General features: G+C 53.8%; 25 protein-coding genes and 1 pseudogene. 21 read left to right on the top strand and 5 right to left on the bottom strand.

Going from position 1 to position 25,133, the window contains the following annotated elements:
- Positions 1-288: 288 nt before the first annotated feature.
- From KDD30_RS14460 to KDD30_RS14420, 9 genes and pseudogenes are all read left to right on the top strand, one after another.
- Entirely contained in the window at positions 289-1,050 is a 762-nt protein-coding gene (locus KDD30_RS14460; RefSeq protein WP_211646457.1) for a pilus assembly protein PilM, read from the top strand.
- Positions 1,044-1,607 (top strand): PilN domain-containing protein, encoded by a 564-nt coding sequence (locus KDD30_RS14455; RefSeq protein ID WP_211646456.1) that lies wholly within the window; start codon positions 1,044-1,046, stop codon positions 1,605-1,607. Before KDD30_RS14460 ends, KDD30_RS14455 begins: the two co-directional genes overlap by 7 nt.
- A gap of 105 nt (positions 1,608-1,712) precedes the next feature.
- The gene (locus tag KDD30_RS14450; RefSeq protein ID WP_211646455.1) at positions 1,713-2,234 is read left to right on the top strand and encodes a type 4a pilus biogenesis protein PilO; all 522 of its coding nucleotides are present in this window, start codon (positions 1,713-1,715) and stop codon (positions 2,232-2,234) included.
- On the top strand, positions 2,225-2,656 hold the full coding sequence (locus KDD30_RS14445) for a hypothetical protein (protein WP_211646454.1): 432 nt from the start codon (positions 2,225-2,227) through the stop codon (positions 2,654-2,656). Before KDD30_RS14450 ends, KDD30_RS14445 begins: the two co-directional genes overlap by 10 nt.
- A gap of 125 nt (positions 2,657-2,781) precedes the next feature.
- Positions 2,782-4,018, top strand: a pseudogene (locus KDD30_RS14440) (type IV pilus secretin PilQ); the annotation flags it as partial.
- Between the two features lie 206 nt (positions 4,019-4,224).
- Entirely contained in the window at positions 4,225-4,743 is a 519-nt protein-coding gene (gene aroK, locus KDD30_RS14435) for a shikimate kinase AroK (protein ID WP_211646453.1), read from the top strand.
- Between the two features lie 20 nt (positions 4,744-4,763).
- Positions 4,764-5,837, top strand: a complete 1,074-nt coding sequence (gene aroB, locus KDD30_RS14430) for a 3-dehydroquinate synthase (protein WP_211646452.1) — start codon at positions 4,764-4,766, stop codon at positions 5,835-5,837.
- Positions 5,838-5,851: 14 nt separating this feature from the next.
- Complete coding sequence (locus KDD30_RS14425; RefSeq protein ID WP_211646451.1) at positions 5,852-7,456, top strand: AAA family ATPase; 1,605 nt, start codon at positions 5,852-5,854, stop codon at positions 7,454-7,456.
- A 134-nt stretch (positions 7,457-7,590) separates the two neighbouring features.
- Positions 7,591-8,418 (top strand): Dam family site-specific DNA-(adenine-N6)-methyltransferase, encoded by an 828-nt coding sequence (locus KDD30_RS14420; RefSeq protein WP_211646450.1) that lies wholly within the window; start codon positions 7,591-7,593, stop codon positions 8,416-8,418.
- On the opposite strand, the gene KDD30_RS14415 is transcribed toward KDD30_RS14420, so the two are convergent.
- On the bottom strand, positions 8,396-8,593 hold the full coding sequence (locus KDD30_RS14415; RefSeq protein ID WP_211646449.1) for a DUF2970 domain-containing protein: 198 nt from the start codon (positions 8,591-8,593) through the stop codon (positions 8,396-8,398). The genes KDD30_RS14420 and KDD30_RS14415 overlap by 23 nt on opposite strands.
- A gap of 197 nt (positions 8,594-8,790) precedes the next feature.
- Between KDD30_RS14415 and rpe the strand changes: the two genes are divergently transcribed.
- The 9 genes from rpe (at position 8,791) to KDD30_RS14370 (ending at position 19,582) form a co-directional block, all read left to right on the top strand.
- Positions 8,791-9,468, top strand: coding sequence for a ribulose-phosphate 3-epimerase (gene rpe, locus KDD30_RS14410; protein WP_211646448.1), 678 nt, complete (start codon positions 8,791-8,793; stop codon positions 9,466-9,468).
- Entirely contained in the window at positions 9,465-10,148 is a 684-nt protein-coding gene (locus KDD30_RS14405) for a phosphoglycolate phosphatase (protein ID WP_371826048.1), read from the top strand. The genes rpe and KDD30_RS14405 overlap by 4 nt, the downstream gene beginning before the upstream one ends.
- 90 nt (positions 10,149-10,238) lie before the next feature.
- Positions 10,239-11,243, top strand: coding sequence for a tryptophan--tRNA ligase (gene trpS / locus KDD30_RS14400; RefSeq protein WP_211646447.1), 1,005 nt, complete (start codon positions 10,239-10,241; stop codon positions 11,241-11,243).
- A 236-nt stretch (positions 11,244-11,479) separates the two neighbouring features.
- Entirely contained in the window at positions 11,480-13,828 is a 2,349-nt protein-coding gene (locus KDD30_RS14395) for an ExeM/NucH family extracellular endonuclease (RefSeq protein ID WP_211646446.1), read from the top strand.
- A 108-nt stretch (positions 13,829-13,936) separates the two neighbouring features.
- Positions 13,937-14,527, top strand: coding sequence for an aminodeoxychorismate/anthranilate synthase component II (locus tag KDD30_RS14390; protein WP_211646445.1), 591 nt, complete (start codon positions 13,937-13,939; stop codon positions 14,525-14,527).
- Between the two features lie 378 nt (positions 14,528-14,905).
- Positions 14,906-16,123 (top strand): aspartate aminotransferase family protein, encoded by a 1,218-nt coding sequence (locus tag KDD30_RS14385; RefSeq protein WP_211646444.1) that lies wholly within the window; start codon positions 14,906-14,908, stop codon positions 16,121-16,123.
- Positions 16,124-16,262: 139 nt separating this feature from the next.
- Positions 16,263-17,279 (top strand): arginine N-succinyltransferase, encoded by a 1,017-nt coding sequence (gene astA, locus KDD30_RS14380; protein ID WP_211646443.1) that lies wholly within the window; start codon positions 16,263-16,265, stop codon positions 17,277-17,279.
- Positions 17,280-17,296: 17 nt separating this feature from the next.
- Positions 17,297-18,754: a succinylglutamate-semialdehyde dehydrogenase gene (gene astD / locus KDD30_RS14375; protein ID WP_211646442.1), complete on the top strand. Its 1,458-nt coding sequence runs from the start codon at positions 17,297-17,299 to the stop codon at positions 18,752-18,754.
- A gap of 33 nt (positions 18,755-18,787) precedes the next feature.
- Positions 18,788-19,582, top strand: coding sequence for a DUF1338 domain-containing protein (locus KDD30_RS14370; RefSeq protein ID WP_211646441.1), 795 nt, complete (start codon positions 18,788-18,790; stop codon positions 19,580-19,582).
- A 73-nt stretch (positions 19,583-19,655) separates the two neighbouring features.
- Here KDD30_RS14370 and KDD30_RS14365 read toward each other — a convergent pair whose 3' ends face one another.
- Positions 19,656-19,865, bottom strand: coding sequence for a hypothetical protein (locus tag KDD30_RS14365; protein ID WP_211646440.1), 210 nt, complete (start codon positions 19,863-19,865; stop codon positions 19,656-19,658).
- 207 nt (positions 19,866-20,072) lie between these two features.
- Positions 20,073-20,705, bottom strand: a complete 633-nt coding sequence (gene crp / locus KDD30_RS14360) for a cAMP-activated global transcriptional regulator CRP (RefSeq protein WP_027250650.1) — start codon at positions 20,703-20,705, stop codon at positions 20,073-20,075.
- 274 nt (positions 20,706-20,979) lie between these two features.
- Here crp and KDD30_RS14355 point away from each other — a divergent pair, with 274 nt between their 5' ends.
- The 3 genes from KDD30_RS14355 to KDD30_RS14345 all read left to right on the top strand — a co-directional run bounded on the left by KDD30_RS14355 (position 20,980) and on the right by KDD30_RS14345 (position 22,633).
- Complete coding sequence (locus tag KDD30_RS14355; RefSeq protein ID WP_211646439.1) at positions 20,980-21,384, top strand: OsmC family protein; 405 nt, start codon at positions 20,980-20,982, stop codon at positions 21,382-21,384.
- Between the two features lie 32 nt (positions 21,385-21,416).
- Positions 21,417-21,638 carry a YheU family protein gene (locus KDD30_RS14350; protein ID WP_211646438.1) on the top strand — a complete coding sequence of 74 codons (222 nt, stop codon included), beginning with the start codon at positions 21,417-21,419 and terminating at the stop codon, positions 21,636-21,638.
- Between the two features lie 125 nt (positions 21,639-21,763).
- On the top strand, positions 21,764-22,633 hold the full coding sequence (locus KDD30_RS14345; RefSeq protein WP_211646437.1) for a phosphoribulokinase: 870 nt from the start codon (positions 21,764-21,766) through the stop codon (positions 22,631-22,633).
- Positions 22,634-22,698: 65 nt separating this feature from the next.
- Here the strand turns inward: KDD30_RS14345 and KDD30_RS14340 are convergent, their stop codons facing one another.
- Positions 22,699-23,670 carry a hydrolase gene (locus KDD30_RS14340; RefSeq protein ID WP_211646436.1) on the bottom strand — a complete coding sequence of 324 codons (972 nt, stop codon included), beginning with the start codon at positions 23,668-23,670 and terminating at the stop codon, positions 22,699-22,701.
- A 14-nt stretch (positions 23,671-23,684) separates the two neighbouring features.
- Complete coding sequence (locus KDD30_RS14335; protein WP_211646435.1) at positions 23,685-25,085, bottom strand: PLP-dependent aminotransferase family protein; 1,401 nt, start codon at positions 25,083-25,085, stop codon at positions 23,685-23,687.
- Between the last annotated feature and the right edge of the window lie 48 nt (positions 25,086-25,133).

The following is a 25,133-nucleotide window of genomic DNA, read 5'->3' as shown; positions in this document are numbered from 1 at the left end:
TCAGTCAGTAGTATAAAGATAACTCAAAAAAATTTAACGCCGCCAAAGGTGTTTATTCGAATAATTTTGCCTTGTCGCTAACAGGGGAGCATACCACGCTATGTTGCACAAACCAGTCTGGACCGGAATCGATATTGATCACCATAGTGTAAAGGCGGTCGTGCTGAAGCAAAATAAAACGCAATTGATACTGTCTGCGTATGCAGAAGCCCCATTTTTTCCCGAAAACGAAACTGGACCGTCGTCCGCTGGGGGCCCGTTGAGGATAGCGTTTCCAGGGATGCCTTGTTGTCAGCCTTGCGTCAATTACGGACCTTGCTTCCAAAGCGAACCGGGCGTTGTGTTTTATCCATTCCGGATCAGGATGTCATCCAGCGGGAAATCACGGTTGAATCCCACTGGGAGGATGATTTAACGGGTCTGCTGACACAGGAGCTGGCTCGCGCGCTGGCCCTTGATCCACAGTTGTTGTCGCTCGATTATTATTCTTTACCCGGTGCAGAGGGGGAGAAATCTGAAACTCATTTCCGGGTCTTTGCCGCCAGAAAGGTATGTGTTGAAACGATTTCCGGTCAGGCTAAAGCCGCAGGGTTTCGCCCGACGGTGGTGGAGTTGCAGGGCCGGGCATTGCTCTGGCTGCTGAAATATCTGGCGGAGTTGCTGGCAATACCCGCCACGAAGCACCCGGCGTTGGTTTATCTGCATGATGGGGGGTGGGAACTGGTGGCCAATCATCGTCATCCGGAACCATTCCATCGCCATGTTGCTGAGGGAGCGGCGTCTGAAGCGATCTTCCGGAATCTGCCTCATCATTTGGCGGCTGCCGGTGGAGACGGGCAGGCGGAGCGTTCGCCTCTCTGGTTTGCCGGGCCGGGTCAGATCGCAGAGACAGTGTCCGAGTCTGTCTCGCCTGGCGGTCGCTCCGTTTCCCGTTTGACTCCGGCACAGTTGTTTCCGTTTCAGTCCCCAGCGACCTTAGTGCAACTGCCGGAAGATGGGCGCTGGTGCAGAGCCGCAGCTCTGGCGATCCGGGGTGCACTGGCATGTTGATGGCCGTTAATTTACTGCCCTGGCGGGTGGCGCAGCAACGGGCGCACCGTCGCCGTTTTTACGGGTGGGTCGGATGTGGCATCGGGATGGCTTTTCTGATCTTGTGGGTGCTCTGGCTTGCAATGACCCGTCAGTACCAGGCACAGCAGGCCAGTCATCAGAAGCTTGCACAGCAGTTGCAGGTTCTGGCCCCCCAACTGGCACAGATGGCAACGCTTGAGCAGGACATGGCGATCTATCATGACCGTCTGGATCAGTTTTCTCAGTGGCATCATGACCGGTTTCCGTTGATCACCTTGCTGAATCAATTGCCGGTTTTACTTCCCACGTCCGTTTATCTGGAGCGCCTGACGCTGACGTCGGGGCAGATCCGACTGGTGGCTCAGACGTTGGATGCAGCGGCGATCACACAATTTCTGTCGCAAACTGACGCTGTGTACGGTTCTGGCAGGCTCAGGCTACATTCAGTCGAGCGTCCCGGAGCTTTGGCGGGCGGGCAGCGCTTTTATTTGTCGATGGATTTACCGCAAACAGGACGCGGGGTGGCTGATGAATGACTGGCGTGATCTGACTTTGGAAACCTTAGCGGACTGGCCCGCTCGTTATCAGCTGTGTTTTTGCGTGATCCTGAATCTGGTGCTGCTGGGGGAGGATGCCACTGGTTGCTGATCCCATTGTATGCGCAAACGCAGCAACTGGCGCTGGCTGAAGCCGCGGCCACGGTGCAATTGAGCCAGTCTGTTGTCAGGGTGAATCAATTGCCGGTATTACAGACACAGGCTGGCACACTGGAAGCGCAATTCCAGCAGCAACTGAGACGCTTGCCGGACGAGGCCGGGATGGTTGGTGTCCTGAACCTATTACAGCAACAGGCCCCTCAGCTGGGTGTGCAATTGCAACACCTTCAGTGGGAGGCTGTTGAAGCGCGGGACTGGTATCGCATTCAGCCACTGCAATTTGAATTCAGCGGCGCCTATGACGCGCTGGGGCGTTTTCTGGCGACACTGGCAGCGCAACCTTGGATCTTTGCTGTCCATTCACTGTCATTGCAAGCGGGTGATGGGGCACATGGCCCGCTGATCCTGAAAGGTCGTGCGATTTTATACCGGGATGTGTCATCCACACTGCATGCCACGCAGGCGGAACATCTACCGGGTGCTCAGGAGCCGTTCTCATGGCAATGAAGATCTGTGCGCTCTGCGTTCTTCTGGTCAGTTTCTGGTCCTCAGCCTCTGTTTTCGTTCTGGCCGAAGCGCCGGTATTCGAAGTTCGCCCCGAACGTCGGATGTTTGGGGCTCCGGAGATTGCCGAATCAGATCAGGCCAGCGTCTGCGTGAAACCTGACGGGGAGAGCGGATACCGAATGCTGGGGAGCCTGCAGGATGAATCAGGCCGCTGGGCCCTGGTGCGGCATCAGTCGGGGCAATTGATGCGGGTGACCGTTGGGGATGCCTTAGCCCCGCAGATTCAGGTCGTTGAGGTGACCCCAGAGCAAACTGTGATTGCATGGCAGGATCCCGGCGGCTGTACCCCACAACACCGCGAAACACTGCTGTTGCCAGAGACGCTGCCAGCCTCCGGCGAAACCCCCCAGCCACCGTTGTAAATCCAACTTCAGGAACATCACTCATCATGCCTATATATTGTATTTTGCTCGCCTTGATCTGGGGCGGCGGACTGATGTCGCTCTCTGCTGTTGCTGCGTCAGCGACGGCCGACACAGCACATCAAAAGCGGATCTCGCTGAATTTTCAGGATGTGCCTGTCCGGCAACTGTTGCAGGTCATGGCGGACTACCAGCAGACCAACCTGATTGTGTCAGACGCCGTTCAGGGCAATGTCACACTGCATTTAAAAGAAGTGGCCTGGGCTCAGACGATGGATCATATCTTACGTCTGAAGGGGCTGGCTTATGTCCGGCAGGGAAATGTCATGCTGGTGGCAACTCCAGATGAGCTGGCGCATTATGCGATGGAAACGCCGGAGCACCGGCTGACCGATAGCAATCCGTCAGCGCTGGATACGCGTGTGATACCCATTCGGTATGCGAAAGCGACAGAACTGGCTGATCTGCTGGCAGGGAAAGCTGGCCAGGCCAGCCTGCTGACAGCTTCCGGTGCGCTGCATGTGGATGACAGAACCAATGCATTGATCGTGAAAGATCGGGTAGAGAACCTGGAGAGTGTACAGGCCATTATCGCGGCATTGGATCAGCCGGTCAGGCAGGTGCAAATCGAGGCCCGGATTGTCAGTATGAACGAAAGAGATATGTCTGATCTGGGTGTTCGCTGGGGCATGTCCGATACGCAGGGCGACCTCACGGTCGGAGGCTCGATTGAGGCCAATCTTGCCACACTCAATCCGGAGGCGGGCTCCCCCGATCTTCATGAATTGCTGAATGTGAATCTCGGCGCTCAGGCAGGTGCAGCCCGAATCGCTTTTCAGGTCGCGAAACTGGGGGATCAGTTGCTCGATCTGGAACTGTCCGCCTTACAGGCGGAAGACAAAGCCGAAATTATTTCCAGCCCCGCCTGGTGACGACCAATAAGAAAATGGCCTATATTGAACAGGGCACAGAAATTCCGTATCTGGAAGCGGCTTCCAGCGGCGCGACTTCGGTGTCCTTTAAAAAAGCAGTGCTCAGCTTGATGGTGACCCCGCAAATCACGCCGGATGACAAGCTGGTGCTGGATCTGGAGGTGACCCAGAACAAGCCGGGTGAGTCGGTGAATACCGGCACGGGGGAGGCGGTTGCCATTGATACACAACGGATCGGCACTCAGGTACTGGTGGAGAATGGAGAAACCATCGTGCTGGGCGGAATTTTTCAGCATCAGTTCAGTCAGTCGGTCCGCAAGGTCCCCTTGCTGGGGATTTACCCTTGATCGGTACCTTGTTCCGGCAGACGATGGAGCGGGATGCACGGCGGGAACTATTAATTTTTGTCACGCCAAAAATCCTGCGATAGCGAGGTGATACGCAGCCCACAGCGCTATCTGTTGCCAGAGATCACCCTCTTGACGGCGACTGGCTATTGCCAAACAGCTGTCAGTCCTGAGATAATTTTCGGTCTTATCACGAATGAAATGTGAGGAAGTTGGCGCCTCGGGCTTGTAAATCAAAAGCCTGTGGGCTTTTTTGTCTATTTTTTAACCGCGCGTATATTTGCTAAACATGGCTGAAAAACGAAATATTTTCTTGGTAGGCCCAATGGGAGCCGGTAAAAGCACCATTGGCAGACACCTAGCACAGCAGTTACATATGGAGTTTCTGGACTCAGATTCTGTGATCGAAGATCGAACCGGTGCTGATATCAGCTGGGTCTTCGATGTGGAAGGCGAGGACGGGTTCCGTGCCCGTGAAGAAGCGGTCATTGACGATCTCACTCAGGAGCAGGGTATTGTGCTGGCGACCGGGGGTGGCTCGGTGAAAAGCAAAGAGAGCCGGAACCGTCTTTCTGCCCGCGGTATTGTGGTGTATCTGGAAACCACCATTGAGAAGCAACTGGCACGCACACAGCGTGACAAGAAGCGCCCGCTGTTGCAGACAGATAATCCCCGCGAAGTGCTTGAAGCGCTTGCGCAGGAGCGTAATCCATTGTATGAAGAAGTGGCGGATTACGTCGTACGGACCGATGACCAGAGTGCAAAGGTCGTCGCCAATCAAATCATTAAAATGCTGGAAGAGCGTTAACTACGGAGACACAGCGAGCCATGGAGCGGATTACAGTTAATCTGGGTGAAAGAAGTTACAACATTTCAATTGGCACCGGATTACTGTCGAATCCGGACTATTTCTCCTCTGTGGCTGGTCGCCAGGTTGTGATCATCAGCAACGACACCGTTGCACCGCTTTATGCCGAGACACTGCAGGCCACGCTTCGCCCGTTGGCGAAAGATGTGGCCCTGCTGAATCTGCCAGACGGCGAACAGTATAAAAACCTCGATACCTTCAATCAAATCATGACCTTTCTGCTCGAAGGCAGTTATGGCCGTGATGTCGTGCTCGTTGCTTTGGGCGGCGGTGTTATTGGCGATGTGGTGGGTTTTGCCGCGTCCTGTTTTCAACGGGGCGTCGACTTCATTCAGGTCCCGACCACGCTGCTGGCACAAGTTGATTCCTCTGTCGGCGGTAAGACTGCCGTGAATCATCCGCTGGGCAAAAACATGATCGGGGCTTTTTATCAGCCTCAGGCCGTCGTGATCGACACCGATTGTCTGAAAAGCCTGCCTGCACGTGAATTTGCAGCCGGGATGGCCGAAGTGATCAAATATGGTGTGATTGTCGATCTGGATTTCTTTGAGTGGCTTGAAAAAAACATGGCGCAGCTGCGTGCGCTGGAACCCCAGGCGCTGAGTCAGGCGATTGCCCGATGCTGCCAAATTAAGGCCGATGTAGTCGCGGCTGACGAGAAAGAGTCAGGTGTACGCGCGCTGCTGAATCTGGGTCACACTTTTGGTCATGCGATTGAAGCTGAGATGGGGTATGGTAATTGGCTTCACGGTGAAGCTGTTGCAGCCGGTACTGTTCAGGCTGCACAAACAGCCTGTCTGCTGGGACTGCTGACACCGGAGCAAGTGGCACACATTCGCCAATTGCTGGTGGCTGCGGACTTACCGGTTCAGGCACCGGAAACCATGACCTTTGACCATTATATCAAGCACATGATGCGGGATAAGAAAGTGTTGTCGGGCAAACTCAGACTGGTACTGCCAACCGGAATCGGCAGTGCTGAAGTGGTTGCTGATGTACCTCATGACCTCCTGCGTCAGGTGATCGAATCCTGATGTTGTAATATTGCATGACGATAGCCGCTTCTTTGACGTCTCTGGATCTGGACAGCCAGATCCATCTCCTCTCCCGGGTACAGTTTCTGACCCGTTTTGGCTCCCATTTGATCCAAATCAGCGGCGATGAAGGGGCCGGTAAAACCTGGCTGGCCCAACGATATCTTGAACAATGGGCCGATGCCGATGGCAGTCAGGCCCGACAAGCGCTGCTGATGTGCCACCCGGCACAGCAAGACAATCAGCATCGCTCTATCTTGCTCAATCAGTTGATCCCCAATGCGGTGTTTAACGATACCGATCCCTTGCAGCAATCGCTGGAGCGGTTGCTTGAAGGGAAGCCGGTTGAGTTATTGCTGGTGATCGATGACGCCCAGATGTTGAGCCCGGCGTTAATCGGGGAGCTCTGGGCATTGGTCACCAAGGCACAGTCGGCTGCAGACTGGCAGGTCAATGTACTACTCTTTAGTCAGACAGGTCGGTTAACCAAAGCATTACGTCAGGTTTCCCATGGGCAGGGGCAGGCGCCACTGGAGCTGGAAATTCCCCCGTTGTCCGAACCGGAAGTTCAGACATTTCTTGAGCTGGTGCTTTCCAGTCATTCACTGGATGCCAATCAGCGGCGGACACTCAAAGCGCAGGCTGAACAGGTTCCCCCGACACCGGGTGCTCTGACTGCACTCAATCGCACGGAGGTCGAAAATATGGCTTCATCCTCGTCACGTACTTTTTCTCCTTTATCATTGCTGGCTGTTTTACTGGCACTGGTGGTTGCAGCGGGCGTGTTCTGGTATTTTCCCTCAGGGCAGGACGCTGCGCAGCAACGCGAGCCGGAGACGGATGAACCGGCACCTGTCGCCCTTGATGAGGCGTTGGCCGAATCTGAGACGCAACTGCCGCAAGCCACTGCAGACACGACTCTTGTGGTGGACGAGGCGGCTCCTTCAGTCTTGGATGCGTCCGAGACCGAAGTGTCAGACGGTCTGCCGCAGGATACCGAGAGCGCAGACACCTTGCCGCCGCCGGTCAAATTTGAAGGGCTGACGGTAGGCCGCTCCGGCGATACCGGTAAGCGGGTTGTGGTGCCGTCTGATCTCGTCGATGCCATGATCACCGAACAGGAAACCGGGGGCTCCGGTGAACAGGCGGTGGCAGGCAGTGCAGCGCTGAATGCCGCCATTCAGGATGTGATAAATGCGCCGCCGGAAGCACAAGCTGAATCCGACACCGCGCCGCAAGTGACGGAAACCCCTGCGCCTACACAAACGCAGGCGGAGACTGAACCTGTTGCACCTTTTGCCGCGTTGCAGGCTGCGATGCAGGCAGATAAAGAAACGCTGAAAGCGGTGAACAGCCGACATTATGCGCTGCAACTGGCCGCGATGCATTCTCTGGAAGCGACCCGTAGTTTCCTGACCGAATACGGCATTCAGGAGATCGCCCAGGTGTATCAGACACAACGTCAGGGTGTACGCTGGTACATTGTTGTCACCGGCGATTTTGCCACGGTGGCAGCAGCCCGTCAGGCACAGTCGCAATTGCCGGATAAAGTGCAGGCTGTTCAGCCCTGGGTGAAGTCTTATACGCAGATTCATCGTGAAATCGACCGGTCACAGTAATCCGGACTGAATCCGCAGCAGGAATTCAACAGACAAGGGCGATAAATGCGCTCTAGCAGTAGGGGTCAGGTGAGAAATAGGTTACAATCCGCCACCTTTGCAAAAACAGTCGCTATGGGTGGTAGGTTAACCAAATGAAAAAGCAGCGTGCCTTTCTGAAATGGGCCGGAGGTAAGTTCTCTCTGGTCGAAGATATCAGACGACATCTGCCCCCTGCGCGTAAACTGGTTGAACCTTTTGTCGGAGCGGGTTCCGTGTTTCTCAACACGGATTATGAAGATTATCTGCTGGCCGATATCAACCCGGATCTGATCAATCTGTATAACGTGCTGAAACATGAACCTGAGCGTTACATTCAAGACGCGCAGGCGTTTTTTACGCCGGAATACAATCAAAAAGGCGCTTACCTGGCCATTCGGGAAGCTTTCAATCAGACTCAGGATCCTTATCAGCGTTCGCTGTATTTTCTGTATATGAACCGCCACGGCTTTAACGGCCTGTGCCGCTATAACAAAAAAGGTGGATTCAATGTGCCTTTTGGGTCGTATAAGAAACCGTATTTCCCTGAAAAAGAGATGATTTTCTTTTCCGAAAAGGCGAAGAAAGCCACCTTTATCTGCGAAGGCTATCATCAGACATTTTCCCGGGCTCGCAAGGGCAGTGTGGTCTATTGCGATCCGCCGTATGCGCCGCTTTCAACCACAGCAAACTTTACCTCTTATGCCGGGAACGGTTTCAGTCTCGACGATCAGGCCGCGTTGGCAGATGTGGCTGAAAACACGGCAACACAACGTGGGATCCCGGTGTTGATTTCGAATCATGACACCACACTGACCCGGCGTTTATATCACGGAGCGGACTTGTCGGTGGTGAAGGTCAAACGAACCATCAGCCGCAACGGCAGCGGCCGTAATAAAGTCAACGAACTCCTGGCGCTTTTCAGCCCGCCGCCAGCTGACTGATCCCAACCAGAATCATCACAAACACCACGATGAAAACCACCCCTGCCAGAATGAACGGCAGGGCGCTGGGCTGGCTGAAATCCTGTTGCCGGTTCCGATCGGACTGCACACCAAACATGGCAGCAGCGACACTGCGAAAGACATTGCTCTTTTTGCGTGGGGAGGACTTGGTCATGGACTTTTCCCTGTTTGTGAAACCAGCGCCTGAACTTCATTTCTTATAGCATAGCCGTCTCTGCGTTTTTATCCCGGCAAAAATCAATGGTGAAAGCGCCACAGAGCCTAAGACATCCCGGTTCAGATCGGGTAGAATTTTGCCTCATATCCGCCTCGGTGAAGTCCGGGGAAACCAATTGAGTACAGAGGCTGAACATGACGGATTTTCTGATCGCCCCTTCCATTCTGTCTGCTGACTTTGCCCGCCTGGGTGAAGACGTTGAAAAAGTGCTGGCAGCGGGCGCCGATGTGATTCACTTTGACGTGATGGATAACCATTACGTCCCGAATCTCACGTTTGGCGCGCCGATCTGTAAAGCGTTGCGTGATTACGGCATTACCGCGCCGATTGACGTTCATCTGATGGTGAAACCTGTCGACCGGATTATTCCGGATTTTGCTAAAGCGGGTGCCACGATGATCACCATTCATGCCGAAGCGACAGAGCATTTGGATCGCAGCCTGCAGTTGATCAAAGACCACGGCTGTCAGGCCGGTGTGGTCTTTAATCCGGGCACGCCCCTGCATTATCTGGATCATGTGATGGATAAGCTGGACATGATTTTGCTGATGTCGGTGAACCCGGGATTCGGCGGCCAGTCTTTCATTCCGCATACGCTGGAAAAACTGCGCCAGGTACGCGAACGAATTGAAGCGTCTGGTCGGGCGATACGCCTCGAAATCGACGGTGGGGTCAAGGTCGAGAATATTCGTGAGATCGCAGAAGCCGGTGCCGACATGTTTGTCGCAGGTTCGGCCATTTTCGGCGAACCGGACTATCAAGCCGTGATCGATGAAATGCGTGCCGAGCTGGCGAAGGTGAATCGCGGATGAAAATGAACAACATCAAGCTGATTGCATTCGATCTCGACGGTACGCTGCTCGACAGCGTGCCTGATCTGGCAGATGCCGCAGATAAAACCATGCAGGCACTGGGCCTGCCGGGCGTCACAGAAGCTCAGGTCCAAACCTGGATCGGTAACGGTGCCGAAATTCTGATTGGCCGTGCGCTGAGCCAGAGTATAGATTTAGACCCTGAGCTGGACCCGGCTTTGCATCAGCAGGCGCTCGCGATGTTCAACCGCTTTTATCAGGAAGGCGGGCATCAGAAAACGATCTTGTATCCGGGTGTGAAAGAAACGCTGGAAGCGCTGCATCAGGCGGGGATGCCGATGGCTATCGTGACGAACAAGCCGTTTCAGTTCGTGCCGCATATTCTGGCAGAGTACGGTATCGATCATTATTTTACCGATGTGATTGGTGGCGATACTTTCCCGAAAAAGAAACCGGATCCCTACGCACTGCACTGGCTGATGGAAAAACATTGCGTGAGTTGCAAAGAGATGTTGATGGTTGGCGACTCCCGGAATGATGTTCTGGCAGCACAGGCAGCCTCATGCTATGTTGTCGGCCTGACTTACGGCTATAACTACGGCCAGCCAATCAGTGACAGCAACCCGGATCGGGTGCTGACTCAGTTCAGCCAATTGCTGGATGTGGTGACACTGAGCTGATCCGGTCGAGTCCATTCATTTATTGTCTTATCGTTTTGTCCGGTGACAGGTGTTACCGGAGAAGTTTAGGAAAAACAGGAATATCCCATCATGAGTAAACCCATTGTATTTAGTGGCGTACAGCCTTCCGGTGAGTTAAGTATTGGTAACTACATGGGTGCGCTGCGTCAGTGGGAACAAATGCAGGATGATTACAACTGCCATTACTGTGTGGTTGACCTGCATGCGATTACCGTGCGTCAGGATCCGGCTGCTCTGCGTGAAGCCACGCTGGATGCGCTGGCTCTATGTCTGGCCGTGGGTGTCAGCCCGGAAAAGAGCACGTTGTTTGTTCAGTCTCATGCACCGGAGCATGCGCAGCTGGCGTGGGTTCTGAACTGTTACACTCAGATGGGTGAACTGAACCGGATGACGCAGTTCAAAGACAAATCTCAGCGTCACTCAGAAAACATCAACGCTGGCTTGTTCTCATATCCGGTGCTGATGGCGGCAGACATTCTGCTGTATGGCGCACATCAGGTGCCGGTTGGGAACGATCAGAAACAGCACCTGGAGTTGGCGCGTGACATCGCAATCCGGTTCAACAATCTGTATGGCGATACCTTTGTCGTGCCGGAACCTTACATCCCGCCGGTGGGAGCGCGCGTCATGAGCCTGCAGGATCCGCTGAAGAAAATGTCCAAGTCGGACGATAACCGTAACAATGTGATTGGTCTGCTGGAAGACCCGAAAGTCATCACCAAGAAGATCAAGCGTGCGGTGACTGACTCTGAAGAGCCACCACGTGTAGTTTTTGACATTGAAAACAAGCCGGGTGTGTCTAACCTGATGGGCATTCTGTCGGGTGTGACGGGCAAGCCTCTGACCGATATTGAAGCGGAATACAGCGACAAAATGTATGGCCATCTGAAAAAAGATACCGCAGAAGCTGTGGTTGCCATGCTGGAGCCGCTGCAGGCCCGTTACCATGAATACCGCAACGATCGCGCACTGCTGGATCAGGTCATGAAGACGGGGGCAGAAAAAGCATCTGCCCGCGCCGCAGAAGTGCTGAAAAAAGTGTACGAAGCCGTTGGTTTTGTGAGCCGCCCTTAACGCTCAGCTCACACTCAGCGAACAACTGTAAGCAGAAGGCATTGTCTTCTGCTTTTTTTATGCCCGTCGTGCACAATTTTATGGGGTTTCTTTTTGGAGCAAGATCACCAAAACGAAGCGTTTTAGTGCGTAACCGACTTATTTGTAACCTTTGTCACATTCATGAGATGTATCTCTGCTAAATAATGCATGACTTTTTAGATATACCTATCAATAAATGTAAAGGATTGCAGACAATGCTTCGAACCCAACTTTTGCCATTCGTCGCTGCCATGGGCTTTTTGCCTGTTCACGCGCTGGCGGACACTTTTAGCTGTGACGCGCAAACGCTGACCCCAATCTATGACATTCAGGGCGACGGACTGAAAAGCCCGATGATCCCGGAAGGTAAGTACACCAGCGATGAAGCGTATTTCGTTCGTGGTGTCGTTACGGCATCCACCCAGAGCCTGTATAAAGGCTTTTTCTTACAGGACGCAGAAGGGGATGAGAATCCTGCAACCTCGGACGGTATTTTTGTTTATACCGGCGGTAAAGTCGCGCCAGATGTCCAGCCGGGCATGACCGTTTGCCTGCAAGCCAAAGTGAAAGAGCATTACGATCTGACCCAACTGGTGGCAGAACAAGGCAAAGTGCAAATTGGATCCTCAGGCGCGGTGCCGGCTCCGGTTGCCATTGAACTGGAAGACGGAGAGCAGCTGGCCGATGCGATGGAACGCTATGAAGGCATGCGTGTGCGTCTGAACGAGGACAGTAACCTGAAAGTGACCCGTAACTTTGGCTTTGATTACGACTCCTACCGTAACAACATGGTGCTGTCGCACGAGGCTCCGCTGGTGAAACCGACACAGTTGCATGTGGCAGGCAGTGAAGCCGCCAAAGCGCTGGCTGCGGCGAACGACAAAAACCAGCTGTATATTGATACCGATGCCAAAGCTCCGGATGGGGTGATCCCGTATTTCCCCGGGCTGGATGCTGAACAGGGTTATATTCGCGTTGGCGATACAGTCGTGAACCTCGAAGGGGTAATTGGCTATAGCTATGGCGAATATCGCCTGATCCCGACTAATACGGTTTCAGCGGCTGACTTCATTCACACCAGTGACCGGACGGTCGCGCCTCAGGTGGTGCCGGATGCTCAACTGAAAGTCGCAAGTTTTAATGTCCTGAACTTCTTCACCAGTGACAGCGATATCGGCGGTCCGCTGAATGCCAGATGTAAAGATCAGGCCGATGCAGATGCGGCGAAAGGCTGCAACCGCGGGGCGAAAACTGAGGCAGATTTTCAGTTGCAGCGCACGAAGATTGTCAATGCGCTGGCGGCCATGGATGCGGATATCGTGGGCATCATGGAAATGGAAAACAATGGTTTTGCTGAAGACAGCGCGCTGGCAAACCTGGTGTCCACACTCAATGAAGCCTTCAATGATCCGGCGGACCACTACAGCTATATCACCATTGACCAGGCTGATCTGTATCAGGGCAAATTCCTGGGCACAGACGCCATTACCGTGGCGTTGATTTATCGCCCGGCGAAAGCAGAACCAGCTCAGGCTGCACAGGTGATCCGAATGCCTCATCAGCAACTGACCGGGACCAACCCGCAGGGTGAGTCAAAAGATCTGGAAGTCTTCCAGCGCGACAGCCTGATGCAGTCTTTTACCGTGAAAGGGATCGAAGATGCCAAACCGCTGACGGTGGTGGTGAACCATCTGAAATCAAAAGGCTCAGGTTGCTACGAAGACTGGATCAGCGGTGAGTATGAAACCGATCCGGCGGATTTGCAGGGCCACTGTAATGCTTTCCGTGTCTCGGCGGCTATGGTGCTGTCGGATGCGCTGAAACATGTGGATGGCGACTTACTGGTGCTGGGCGATATGAACGCTTACGCCAAAGAAGATCCGATCCGAGTGCTGACAGACTACGCGCCAGCAACAGCCTCGCGGAAAATTGTCTCTGCTTCCGGAACCTCCGTGGCCGGGAAAGTCCTGCATGAAACCGGCATTGAGGCCGGACCGGGCCTGGGTCTGGTGAATCTGGCTGCTGAGGGTCATGACGCACTGGCATACTCCTACAGCTATGACGGAGAGCTGGGCAGTCTGGACCACGTATTGGCCAATGCATCGCTGGCCGGGAAAGTGGCCGGGGTTGAAGAGTGGCACATCAACTCTGTCGAAAGTACGCTGTTTGAGTATTCAGATCGTTACAGCGGTGATCTGGCGAAGTCACAGGGGCCTTATTCCGCATCGGACCATGATCCTGTGATTGTCAGCCTGAAATACCCACAGCCGGGGAACGCGGGTTTCCACCTGACCTTCAAAAATAAAAGTCTGCATCCAGTGTATCCGGTATTCAATCGCTGGTACTGGGACAGCACGCAGTTCTGGCTGATGCCGGGGCAGAAACGCCACTACCGTGAAGACAATCGTTTTCTGAATCATGTGGGTATTCATGCGGGCGACTCGGTGAGCCTGAGTTTGCTGGCCTACGGCGTATTTGAAGTCCCATGTTCTTACACACCGCTGAAACTGAACGGGCGTCTGAAGGCGGTGTATAACGGTGTAAGCTGCCGAATGAAACATTAATCTCAGTCGTTTCTGATGAGATAAAGGCAAGCCGGGCGCGATCCTGCTTGCCTTTCTCCCTCTCTGTTGCAAAATAGGGCGCCGTTTCACGCAGGGCAGGGACATTTTATGCTGTTAATCATCGATAACTACGACTCTTTTACCTATAATCTTTACCAGTATTTCTGTGAACTGGGCGCAGAGGTCAAAGTCGTGCGTCATGATGACATTGATATTGACGGCATCGAAGCCTTGTCGCCGACCCACCTGGTGATTTCGCCTGGCCCCTGTACGCCGGATGATGCCGGGATCTCTCTGGCTGCCATCGAACATTTTGCCGGTAAGCTGCCGATTCTGGGTGTCTGCCTCGGCCATCAGTCGATTGCGCAGGTTTTCGGGGCCAAAGTGGTGCGTGCCCGCCAGGTCATGCATGGCAAAACGTCTCCCGTGATCCACACCAACCGCAGTGTTTTCTCTGGTCTGAACAATCCACTCACTGTCACTCGGTATCATTCACTGGTGGTCCAGCCGGATACTTTGCCGGATTGTTTTGAAATTACCGCCTGGACCGAACGAGACGGCGAACGCGACGAAATTATGGGAATTGCCCACAAAACCCTACCGCTGGAAGGGGTCCAGTTTCATCCGGAAAGTATTCTCACTGAGCAGGGCCATCAGTTGCTGGCTAACTTCCTGAAACGCGCTGTAACGACAGCCTGAATTTACGCGCAGGCCCTGTCAGATGGGGCCTCGCTAATGTCCGATTAGTTTGGCTAATGCCTGTTTTTGGCGGTTTTTCACTGTCTCACAAGCGCGATCAACGTCACTTTTCTCAACATTAACTGAATTATTTTTATCCGTTACCCGCCGCAAGCTTATGCAGTTGACCAAATCCTGAACAGGGGCATTCATTCCTACAGGGAAAAACACCTTCCCTGAAAACTGTCTTAATAACTTTTCCTTCATCGCGCATAAATATGTAACCGGAGCAGAAAACCGTGAAGGTTACAGGTCTGTAAAAAACATTTTCTGCTATTGGAATCGGTTAAAATTATGTAAATACTATGCGCAAAGCGATATACACAGAAGGAAAGTATGATGGCGACGGAACAAAAAGTAGGACGTCAAACCTTTGATGAGGTCATGGTGCCTTGTTACTCCCCAATGCAAATCATCCCGGTGAAAGGGAAAGGTGCCCGTGTGTGGGACCAGGATGACCGTGAGTACATCGATTTCGCCGGTGGTATCGCGGTGAGCTGCTTGGGTCATTGCCATCCAGTCATGGTGTCCGCCCTGAAAGATCAGGCAGACAAAATCTGGCACCTGAGTAACGTGATGACCAACGAGCCTGCACTGCGTCTGGCGAAGAAACTGACTGAAGTCTGTTTTGCTGAGAAAGTATTCTTCGCAAACTCTGGCGCGGAAGCCAACGAAGCGGCACTGAAACTGGCCCGTCGTTATGCTGCTGACAAATTTGGCCCGGAAAAAGATGAAATCATCGCCTTTAAACAAGGTTTCCACGGTCGTACTTTCTTTACCGTCACCGTGGGTGGCCAGGCGGCTTATTCCGATGGCTTCGGTCCAAAACCTCAGGCAGTGACCCACTTGCCGTACAACGATCTGGAAGCGCTGGCAGCGCACATCTCTGATCGCACCTGTGCGGTCATGATGGAGCCACTGCAGGGTGAAGGCGGGATTGTTTCTCCAACGAAAGAATTCATCCAGGGCGTACGTGAACTGTGTGACAAGCACAATGCACTGCTGGTTTTCGATGAAGTTCAAACGGGTAACGGTCGTACCGGTGAGTTCTACGCATATCAGGGGCTGGGCGTGACGCCGGATATCCTGAGCACCGCGAAATCTCTGGGTGGTGGTTTCCCGATTGGTGCCATGCTGACAACGACTGAGCTGGCACAGCACCTGAAGATCGGCACGCATGGCTCAACTTACGGTGGTAACCCGCTGGCCTGTGCCGTTGCAGAAGCCGTGGTCGACGAAGTGGCAAAACCTGAAGTGCTGGCTGGCGTGAAAGAGCGTGAGCAGTGGTTCCGTGAAGGCATTGAGAAAATCAATGCACAGTACCCGATTTTTGCAGAAGTGCGCGGTAAAGGCCTGCTGCTGGGTGCGGCACTGAACGAAGCATGGCAGGGCCGTGCGCGTGATGTACTGCTGGCTGCGGGCGAAGAAGGTCTGATGGTCCTGGTTGCTGGCGCAAACGTCGTTCGTTTCACACCGTCGCTGGTGATTGAAAAATCGGATGTCGAAGAAGGCATGGCGCGTCTGGAGCGTGCAATCGCCAAGCTGTACAACCAATAAAAACAATGAGGGGCCGGTCGGATGCTGGTCCCGTCTTGACTGCCCCGGGCCTGTTCCCGGGGTCGTTGTTAGAAGAGCAAGAAAACTAGATATTCAGAGTTAGCAACCTGTGTTGCTACCTGCATCAGGAGGGAGTTCGATGCTGGTTATACGTCCGATTCAAAAAGCTGATTTACCTGCACTGATGACGTGCGCCGAAGAATCAGGCCACGGTTTTACATCACTGCCCGTGAATGAAGAGATCCTGAGTAACCGGATTGCTCATTCCGTTGACAGCTTTCATAAAGACGTCACTGTACCTGGCCCGGAAGGCTACCTCATGGTGGCGGAAGACACAGAGACAGGTGAAATTGCCGGAACCACAGCCCTGGAAGCGGCCGTTGGTCTGGACAATCCTTTCTATACTTATCACCTCAGCACGCTGGTCCACAATTCACATCATCTGGATGTGCACAAAGTGCTGAAAGTACTGACGTTTGGTAATGATTACACGGGTGTGAGTGAGCTGTGCACCTTGTTCCTGCGCCCGCAATGGCGTCAGGGCCTCAATGGACGTTTACTGTCCAAGTGCCGTTTCCTCATGCTGGCAGAACATCGCCATCGTTTCGCAGACACTGTGATCGCTGAAATGCGGGGTGTATCTGACGACAACGGCAACTCACCGTTCTGGGAGTGGCTCAAAGAGCACTTCTTCTCCATTGAGTTTACGGAAGCCGACTATCTGACCGGGATTGGCCGCAAAGAATTTATTGCCGATCTGATGCCAAAGCTGCCGATCTACGTCAACCTGCTGAGCAAAGAAGCGCAGGCGGTGATCGGTCAGGTCCACGACAACACCCGTCCGGCACTGAAGCTGCTGGAAGCGGAAGGTTTTGTCAATCGCGGCTATGTGGATCTCTTTGACGCTGGCCCAACGGTTGAATGTGATGTTCGCCATATTGAATCTGTGCGGGCGTCGAAGCGCTGCACGGTTGAAATTGGTGAACACCACAGCTCTCATGACTACATCATCAGCAATACCCGCTTTGCAGATTTCCGTGCGACGGTTGGCAAAGCCGCGTTGGATGGTGAGCGAAATCTGGCCATCATTTCTCCGGAAATGGCTCAGGTATTAGAAGTGAAAAACGGGGATCAGGTTCGCCTGATTGCCCAATAACTAGGGTGGAATACAAGATGACACAATGGATTGCAGGTAACTGGCAAGCCGGTCAGGGTGATGCGATGCAATCGCTCAACCCATTCAGTGGTGAAGTGATCTGGGAAGGCAAAAGCGCGACCGCCGAGCAGGTGGAGCAGGCAGTTGCCAGCGCCCGGGAAGCACTGATCAACTGGCGTAAAACCAGTCTGGCGGAGCGTCAGGCAGTTGTAGAGCGTTTTGCTGCCCTGGTGAAAGACAACAGCGAACATATTGCTCGCACGATTGCAGAAGAAACCGGGAAGCCTTTGTGGGAAACCCGGACTGAAGCGGGTGCCATGGTCGGTAAAATTGCGATTTCTCTGCGTGCTTACAATGAGCGTACCGGCGAACGCGAAAAAGATGTGTCGGGCACCAAAGCGGTGCTGCGTCACCGTCCACTGGGTGTCATGGCGGTTTTCGGCCCTTACAACTTCCCGGGTCACTTGCCCAATGGCCATATTGTTCCGGCTTTGCTGGCGGGCAATACCGTGGTCTTCAAGCCTTCGGATCTGACGCCGAAAGTGGCAGAAGAAACCATCAAACTCTGGGAGCAGGCTGGTCTGCCTGCGGGCGTGATTAACCTGGTTCAGGGCGCTCGTGCGACCGGTGAAGCGCTGGCTCAGTCGAATGGCATTGATGGTCTGCTGTTTACCGGTAGTGCCAACACAGGTCACATCCTGCACCGTCAGTTTGCTGGTCAGCCAGGCAAGATGCTGGCGCTGGAGATGGGCGGCAACAACCCGATGGTGATCTCAAAAGATTACGGCGATCTGAAAGCGACGGTTTACACCATTATTCAGTCTGCCTTTATCAGTGCCGGTCAGCGTTGTACCTGCGCCCGCCGTCTGTACGTGCCTGAAGGTGCGGAAGGGGATGCGCTGATTGCCGCGCTGGTTGAAGCTGCCAAAGCCATTCATGTGGATGGCCCGTTTGCAGAACCACAGCCATTTATGGGCCCGCAGATTTCTGTGGTGGCCGCAGACAACATCATCGCAGCGCAGACGCGTCTGACGGAGATGGGCGGTGTGTCACTGCTGAAAGCGGAACGGGGTCAGGGTGCGATCGTGACACCGGGTATCATCGAAGTCAGCCAGATTGCAGAACTGCCGGATGAAGAGTACTTCGGTCCGCTGCTGCAGGTGGCACGCTATACGGATCTGACCCAGGCGGTTGAGATGGCAAACAACACCCGTTACGGCTTGTCTGCAGGTCTGGTCTCGAACGACGACAGCGAGTGGCAGTATTTCATCGATCATATCCGCGCCGGTGTTGTGAACCGCAACCGTCAGCTGACGGGTGCGAGCGGTGATGCGCCGTTTGGTGGTCCGGGTGCGTCCGGCAACTTGCGTCCAAGTGCTTACTACGCGGCAGACTACTGCGCGTATCCGATGGCTTCTATGGAAGGAGAGGCAACCGAACTGCCTGCTCAGCTGTCTCCGGGAATCCAACTATAATTTGCTTACCCGTATTTTCGAGGGAACCGCATCATGGAAAGAGTGGAAAAATTGTTTGATGCCCTGTGGCAAGACTTCACAAACCGTCTTTGCCCGTCGGCTGCACAGGTACATGATCTGTTGACAGAGGATGCTCCGCTGCTCAACGATCATATCGCTTTGCGGACGCTTAATCTGCCGGGTGTGAGTCTGGATGTGCTGGCTGCACCTTTTATTGCGATTGGTTACAAGCCATGTGGGACTTACCATTTCGAAAAGAAAAAGCTGTACGCTGAACATTTTGAGCATCCGAATCCGGCTGCACCGAAAGTGTTTATCAGTGAGCTGCTGGTGGGTCAGTGCTCTGCGGATCTGCAAAATACCGTGCGCAGTCTGGTGAAGCAAATTCCTCAGGGTGCGATGGATAACGGCAGTTTCCTCTACGGCGGTCGTTTGTGGGAGCTGGATTTTGCAACCTACGAGAAACTAGCGGAAGAGAGCGAGTACGCTGGCTGGGTTGCAGCACATGGCTATGGTGCCAACCATTTCACCGTGAGTGTGAATCAGCTGGAGCAGTTTACTGAAGTCTCAGCGGTGAACAGCCTGCTGCGCCACAATGGCTTCAGCATCAACACCTCTGGTGGTGAAGTGAAAGGAAACCCGGAAGTCATGCTGGAGCAGTCCTCGACCATGGCCGACCGTGTTGATGTTGCTTTTACGGACGGTGTCCGCACCATCCCGGGTGGCTTCTATGAGTTTGCCAAGCGTTATCCGCAGGCAGACGGAGTGCTTTACCCTGGCTTTGTGGAAGCATCGGCAGACAAGATCTTCGAAAGTACGAATATGTAACGGATTCTTGATAAAGAAAACAGCGGCCTCAGGGCCGCTGTTTTTTTAGCTGCGACAGAACAGAAACGGATGTTCAGTGCTGGCGATCCAGAGGCAGCATCCAGTCATCTTCTCGTGCTGAAAGATCGGCCGGGCGCACATCAGCCTCTTGCTCCAGCAGTTGGCGGGGCGACTGAAAGCCGGTCATTTCTACGGAGGAAGCAAGGAAGCGGCCCATGGTAATCATTGGGCGGGGAGGCAGTTGGCTGTGCTGTGCATTCGGGGCAAAACGTTCGATATCCATCTCGTCGCATCCACATCGGTCTGATATGCCAAATGTAGCAAGGCAGCAAAGGAAGGCAACTGCAATAATGTGATATGCCTAGAGAATCCGGATGCAACGTGGAGAGAGCTTCCGGGGGACGACTGACAGGCACAAAAAAAGCCGCAATGGCGGCTTTTTGAGTACTCACACTGGTTGCATTACTTCAGGGGCTGCAGCCCCATTGGTTCAGCGAGTCCCGTAAACAACAATGGTTTTACCGTGGGCAGAAATCAGGTTCTGCTCTTCCAGCATCTTCAGGATGCGGCCAACGGTTTCGCGGGAACAGCCAACAATCTGACCAATTTCCTGACGGGTGATTTTGATTTGCATACCGTCCGGGTGAGTCATCGCATCTGGCTGTTTTGCCAGGTTCAGCAGCGTCTGAGCGATACGGCCTGTGACGTCCAGGAAAGCCAGGTCGCCAACTTTCTGGCTGGTGACTTGCAGACGACGTGCCATCTGCGCAGAAAGACGCATCAGGATATCCGGGTTGACCTGAATCAGCTGACGGAATTTTTTGAAGGAAATTTCTGCTACTTCACAAGGGGTTTTCGCACGAACCCAGGCAGTACGCTCCTGGCCTTCTTCAAACAGGCCCAGTTCACCGATGAAGTCGCCCTGATTCAGGTAGGACAGGATCATTTCCTTGCCTTCTTCATCCTTGATCAGAACGGCCACGGAGCCTTTTACGATGTAGTAGAGGGTCTCTGCTTTCTCGCCAGCATGGATCAGTGTACTCTTTGAAGGGTACTTATGAATGTGGCAGTGAGAAAGGAACCACTCCAAAGTTGGATCTGTTTGCGGTTTACCTGGAACCATATTACTTACTTCCTCTGCAGTGTGTTGCCCAACGGCGTCATTCCTTGAATTGGGGTTGGGTAGAACAATACGATTGTTTGCCAACTAGCATATTCAGTCAACGGCTGGGCTGCAAGCGCATGTGAACATTCAGACCATGAGTTTAACTTTTTTCGTCACGCTTTGCTTGATATTGCGCGGGGATAAATGAACATTTTGGACACTTTACTGTGCACATGATCACACCGTTGTGACTTAGTGATTAAATCCGGTTTTTTGATGTAAGGAGTATTGCATGCAATCACGTGTTAAATGGGTAGAAGGTTTGACTTTCATTGGACAGTCAAACTCAGGTCACAGTGTGGTGATGGACGGGAACGGCGGCAGCACCGCACCCAGTCCAATGGAACTGGTCCTGATGGCTGCAGGTGGCTGCAGTTCTGTCGATGTGGTCGACGGCCTGAAAACTGCCGGACAGGCGATTACGGCCTGTGAAGCGCAGATCAGTTCAGTCCGCCGCGAGCAGGCGCCGCGTTATTTCACATCTGCAAACCTGCACTTTGTGGTCACGGGTCATGATCTGGACGAAGCGGCGGTGGCGAAAGCTGTGGGAGAGTCGCTGGAAAAATACTGCTCTGTCTGCCTGATGCTGGGCAAAGGCGTGGCATTGACCCATTCTTATGAAATTGTCGCGGCTTAAATGCCGCGAACGGTGAATATCAGGTAAGTTGTATGATAATTCCCTGGCAAGAGATCGACCCGGACACCCTGACCCATCTGATTGAGCATTTTGTGCTGCGGGAAGGAACGGATTACGGTGAGCGTGAGCTGAGTCTTGAGCAGAAAGTGAACCGGGTCCGGCAGCAACTGGCCTGTGGCGAGGCAGTCATTATGTACTCTGAATTACACGAAACCGTGGATATCAAGCTGCGTCGGACACTGCATACAGAATAAATGCGTGAAACTGAAACTGGCGTCAGAAAACGGAAGCTGGCGTCGGAAGACAGGCCCTTGAAACTTGACGGCTTTCAATTGCCCTGTTAATAACTGTTCCGTTTGGATAAACGACAAGGTATGTCATGTCTGCAAAACACCCGATTATTGCAGTAACAGGTTCTTCCGGTGCAGGGACGTCCACCACTTCTGAAGCCTTTCGCAAGATGTTCAATATGTTGAACATTCATGCGGCCTGGCTGGAAGGGGATAGTTTCCATCGTTTTACCCGCCCGGAAATGGATGTGGAAATCCGCAAAGCGAAAGAGCAGGGTCGCCATATCAGTTACTTTGGCGGTCAGGCCAATGACTTTGCGTTACTGGAAAACTTTTTTCGTCAGTATGGTGAAGATGGCAGCGGCAAATTCCGCCGCTATCTGCATACCTTTGATGAGGCCGTTCCCTACAATCAGATGCCGGGGACATTCACGCCCTGGCAGGATTTGCCGGAAAACACAGATCTGCTGTTTTACGAAGGGCTCCACGGTGGCGTCGTCGATGGGGATGTGAATGTCGCCCAGCATGTGGATCTGCTGATTGGCATGGTGCCCATTGTTAACCTGGAATGGATCCAGAAGATTGTGCGGGATACGCGCGATCGGGGCCACTCCAGAGAAGCGGTGATGGAATCAATTGTCCGGTCGATGGACGATTACCTGAACTACATTACCCCGCAGTTCTCCCGTACCCATATTAACTTTCAGCGTGTACCGACGGTGGATACCTCGAACCCGGTCAGTGCGAAAGCCATTCCCAGTCTGGATGAGAGCTTTGTGGTGATCCGCTTTCGCGGCATCAAGAATGTGGATTTCCCCTATTTGCTGGCGATGATTCAGGGCTCATTTATGTCCCGTCATAATACGCTGGTGGTGCCGGGCGGTAAGATGAGCTTCGCGATGGAGCTGATTATGCGGCCGCTGATCCAGCAACTGATTGATACCGGAAAAATTGGTTAAATCATTGCGAGTCGAGCCCGCTGATCGGAAAACGCCTGAGTCTGTGCTCAGGCGTTTTTTTACGCTTAGGGATTGAGCCGGGTCTGAAACCAGGCCGGGACCGTGTGATCCAGCCAGAACACAGGGGCTCGCCAGCTGCCACTGATAAAGCCGACATGGCCGCCGTATTGAGTCAGGTGATAGTCGATATGTGCTGGTAAGGGCGCTGTCGGGATCACGGCCTCGGTCATGAAGGGATCATCCGCTGCATGGATAATCCGCAGGGGCGTTTCCACCCGCGCCAGTTTGCCCAGTCCGCTGCAGCGATGGTAATAATCGGCTGCATTGGAAAAGCCGTGCAGCGGGGCGGTGACGGTATCATCGAACTGCCTCAGAGAGCGAATCCCGCTGATTTGGGCGGGCTGAAAGGGCAGCGTATCAGGCAGTGTGGCGATTTTCTTCAGTATGTTTCTTTTCATTGAGCCCAGCAGATAGCGCTGATACACCCGAGAAAAACCCTGTTCGATCCGGGCCGAACAGGCGGCGAGATCCAACGGGGGCGAAATGACCTGCGCGGCAGTGAGTTCGGATTGTGCACCGGTTTCAGCCAGATAGTTCACCAGCATGTTCCCGCCCAGAGAGACACCGACGGCCAGCAAGGGATGGCCGGGAAATCGCTCACGCACATGGCGGATAAAGAAAGCCGCATCACTGGTTTCACCCGAATGATAACTGCGGGCCTGGCGGTTGATTTCACCGCTGCACCCTCGGAAGTGCATGATCACGCCCAGCCAGCCCTGTGTTTTTGCGGCAAAGAGCAGGCTGTGGGCATAAGGGCTGTGTAAGCTGCCTTCCAGACCATGGAACAGAATCATCACGGGTTGCCCGCTGGGGTGACGGGCCGGATCGGCAGTCCAGGCCAGATCAAGAAAATCATCATCCGGCGTCATCAGCCGTTCGGTGACCGGACGGAACAGGATCTCCCGTCGCATGATGCGGGGCAGAATCGTCTGGAGGTGGGCGTTGCGCAGACCGGCTGCAGGCTCAAAAAGATTCATCTGGTTCTCCAACATCAGAGCGGGAAGTCCGGAAACGGATCCTGTGCCAGCAGTTCAGCAAGCAAGCTCAGGCCCTGTTCAAGTGTATCATGGCTTTGCGGAGCGCTGACGGCCAGCCGGACAGCCTGAGAGATGGTTCCGCCGGGCGGGGTGAAGAGCTCCGCTGATTTGACAATGACAGCCCGGGCTTCGGCAGCCGCAACAAAATCACTGAGCCGCCAGTGATCCGGCAGCGTCAGCCAGGTGTGAAAACCTTGCGGGTGATTGTGGTACTGATATGCCGACAGATATTGCGTCACCCGCTGATTTCTCAGCTGCATGTCGGCCCGGATTTTCTGCAGCATACGATCTGCGGTGCCCGTATCGATGAGTTCACACGCCAGCGCACTGAGCAGCGGACTGATCATCAGGCAGTGATGATGCAGGGCCGTGTTGAAATGCGCCTGAAGCCGTGTTGGTAACTGAATGTATCCGAGCCGCAGACCAGGAGCCAGACACTTCGACAGACTGCCAAAATGAATGACCTGTTCGCTGTCGTGGTTCACCAGAGGCGCAGGTGCTTTTTCCGGCAGTAATCCGTTGACATCATCTTCAATGATCAGCACCTGATGCCTGCGACAGACGTCAATAATTGCTTTACGGCGTGTTTCACTCATCACAGCGGCCGTCGGATTCTGCAGTGTCGGAGTGCAGTACAGCATCCGGGGCTGGTATTGCCTGCATGCGATTTCCAGACTGTCCGGGATCAGGCCTTCCTCATCAATCTCGACCCCTTTGACACTCAGTTGCATCTGCCGGGCCAGTCCCAGAAATCCGGGATAGGAGACTTGCTCGGTCAGCAGGGTATCGCCGCTGCGACAGAATGCAGACAGGACCAGTTGAATGGCATGTTGTGCTCCGGACGTAAAGTAAAGCCGATCCGGGTCAAGTGAGACGCCGTATGCTTGCAGCCAGCGACAGACGACACTGCGGTGTCCGGCCAGCCCTTGGGGATCCTGATATAACATCAGGTGATTCAGTTGTTCAGGCCTCTGCGACAGCGACTGCATGGCTTCAGCCAGTTCATGTGACCGATCAAGGGATGGTGGAATATTGTAGCCAAAATTGTACTCATCCGGGGTCTGATCCGGATAGCTGAACACCCAACTGGGGCGCTGGTGCGAACAGACATAAGTGCCTGCGCCCACTCTGGCTTCGACGACACCACGCCGCTCCGCTTCAGCATACGCACGGGTAATGGTTCCGACGGTGACCGCCAGTGCATCGGCCAGCGCTCTGTGAGTTGGCAGTTTGGTACCGGACGCGAGTTCGCCCGCTTCTATGAGCTGGGTGATGGCTTCTGCAAGGCGGCGGTATATCGGCAGCCCATCTTCATACCGACTGTGAAATGCCTGCACAATTGTGTCGATTGTCATGGTGACAATAAATCCTTTGATCCGAAAAATAACGCCTGATAGGCTGCG

Origin of the sequence: Photobacterium sp. GJ3 (assembly GCF_018199995.1) — a bacterium.
In the GTDB taxonomy this organism is placed as follows: domain Bacteria; phylum Pseudomonadota; class Gammaproteobacteria; order Enterobacterales; family Vibrionaceae; genus Photobacterium.
The sequence above is the reverse complement of the archived record's forward strand: the minus strand, read 5'-3'. Positions and strand labels throughout refer to the sequence as shown.

Coding starts and splice junctions, on each gene's coding strand:
- KDD30_RS14445 (WP_211646454.1), top strand. CDS start 2,225: ATGGCAATGAAGATCTGTGCGCTCTGCGTTCTTCTGGTCAGTTTCTGG.
- KDD30_RS14395 (WP_211646446.1), top strand. CDS start 11,480: ATGCTTCGAACCCAACTTTTGCCATTCGTCGCTGCCATGGGCTTTTTG.
- trpS (WP_211646447.1), top strand. CDS start 10,239: ATGAGTAAACCCATTGTATTTAGTGGCGTACAGCCTTCCGGTGAGTTA.
- KDD30_RS14365 (WP_211646440.1), bottom strand. CDS start 19,865: ATGGATATCGAACGTTTTGCCCCGAATGCACAGCACAGCCAACTGCCT.
- KDD30_RS14345 (WP_211646437.1), top strand. CDS start 21,764: ATGTCTGCAAAACACCCGATTATTGCAGTAACAGGTTCTTCCGGTGCA.
- rpe (WP_211646448.1), top strand. CDS start 8,791: ATGACGGATTTTCTGATCGCCCCTTCCATTCTGTCTGCTGACTTTGCC.
- KDD30_RS14455 (WP_211646456.1), top strand. CDS start 1,044: ATGTTGATGGCCGTTAATTTACTGCCCTGGCGGGTGGCGCAGCAACGG.
- KDD30_RS14355 (WP_211646439.1), top strand. CDS start 20,980: ATGCAATCACGTGTTAAATGGGTAGAAGGTTTGACTTTCATTGGACAG.
- crp (WP_027250650.1), bottom strand. CDS start 20,705: ATGGTTCCAGGTAAACCGCAAACAGATCCAACTTTGGAGTGGTTCCTT.
- KDD30_RS14340 (WP_211646436.1), bottom strand. CDS start 23,670: ATGAATCTTTTTGAGCCTGCAGCCGGTCTGCGCAACGCCCACCTCCAG.
- KDD30_RS14405 (WP_371826048.1), top strand. CDS start 9,465: ATGAAAATGAACAACATCAAGCTGATTGCATTCGATCTCGACGGTACG.
- KDD30_RS14425 (WP_211646451.1), top strand. CDS start 5,852: ATGACGATAGCCGCTTCTTTGACGTCTCTGGATCTGGACAGCCAGATC.
- KDD30_RS14335 (WP_211646435.1), bottom strand. CDS start 25,085: ATGACAATCGACACAATTGTGCAGGCATTTCACAGTCGGTATGAAGAT.
- KDD30_RS14390 (WP_211646445.1), top strand. CDS start 13,937: ATGCTGTTAATCATCGATAACTACGACTCTTTTACCTATAATCTTTAC.
- KDD30_RS14350 (WP_211646438.1), top strand. CDS start 21,417: ATGATAATTCCCTGGCAAGAGATCGACCCGGACACCCTGACCCATCTG.
- KDD30_RS14370 (WP_211646441.1), top strand. CDS start 18,788: ATGGAAAGAGTGGAAAAATTGTTTGATGCCCTGTGGCAAGACTTCACA.
- astD (WP_211646442.1), top strand. CDS start 17,297: ATGACACAATGGATTGCAGGTAACTGGCAAGCCGGTCAGGGTGATGCG.
- aroK (WP_211646453.1), top strand. CDS start 4,225: ATGGCTGAAAAACGAAATATTTTCTTGGTAGGCCCAATGGGAGCCGGT.
- KDD30_RS14385 (WP_211646444.1), top strand. CDS start 14,906: ATGGCGACGGAACAAAAAGTAGGACGTCAAACCTTTGATGAGGTCATG.
- KDD30_RS14420 (WP_211646450.1), top strand. CDS start 7,591: ATGAAAAAGCAGCGTGCCTTTCTGAAATGGGCCGGAGGTAAGTTCTCT.
- astA (WP_211646443.1), top strand. CDS start 16,263: ATGCTGGTTATACGTCCGATTCAAAAAGCTGATTTACCTGCACTGATG.
- aroB (WP_211646452.1), top strand. CDS start 4,764: ATGGAGCGGATTACAGTTAATCTGGGTGAAAGAAGTTACAACATTTCA.
- KDD30_RS14415 (WP_211646449.1), bottom strand. CDS start 8,593: ATGACCAAGTCCTCCCCACGCAAAAAGAGCAATGTCTTTCGCAGTGTC.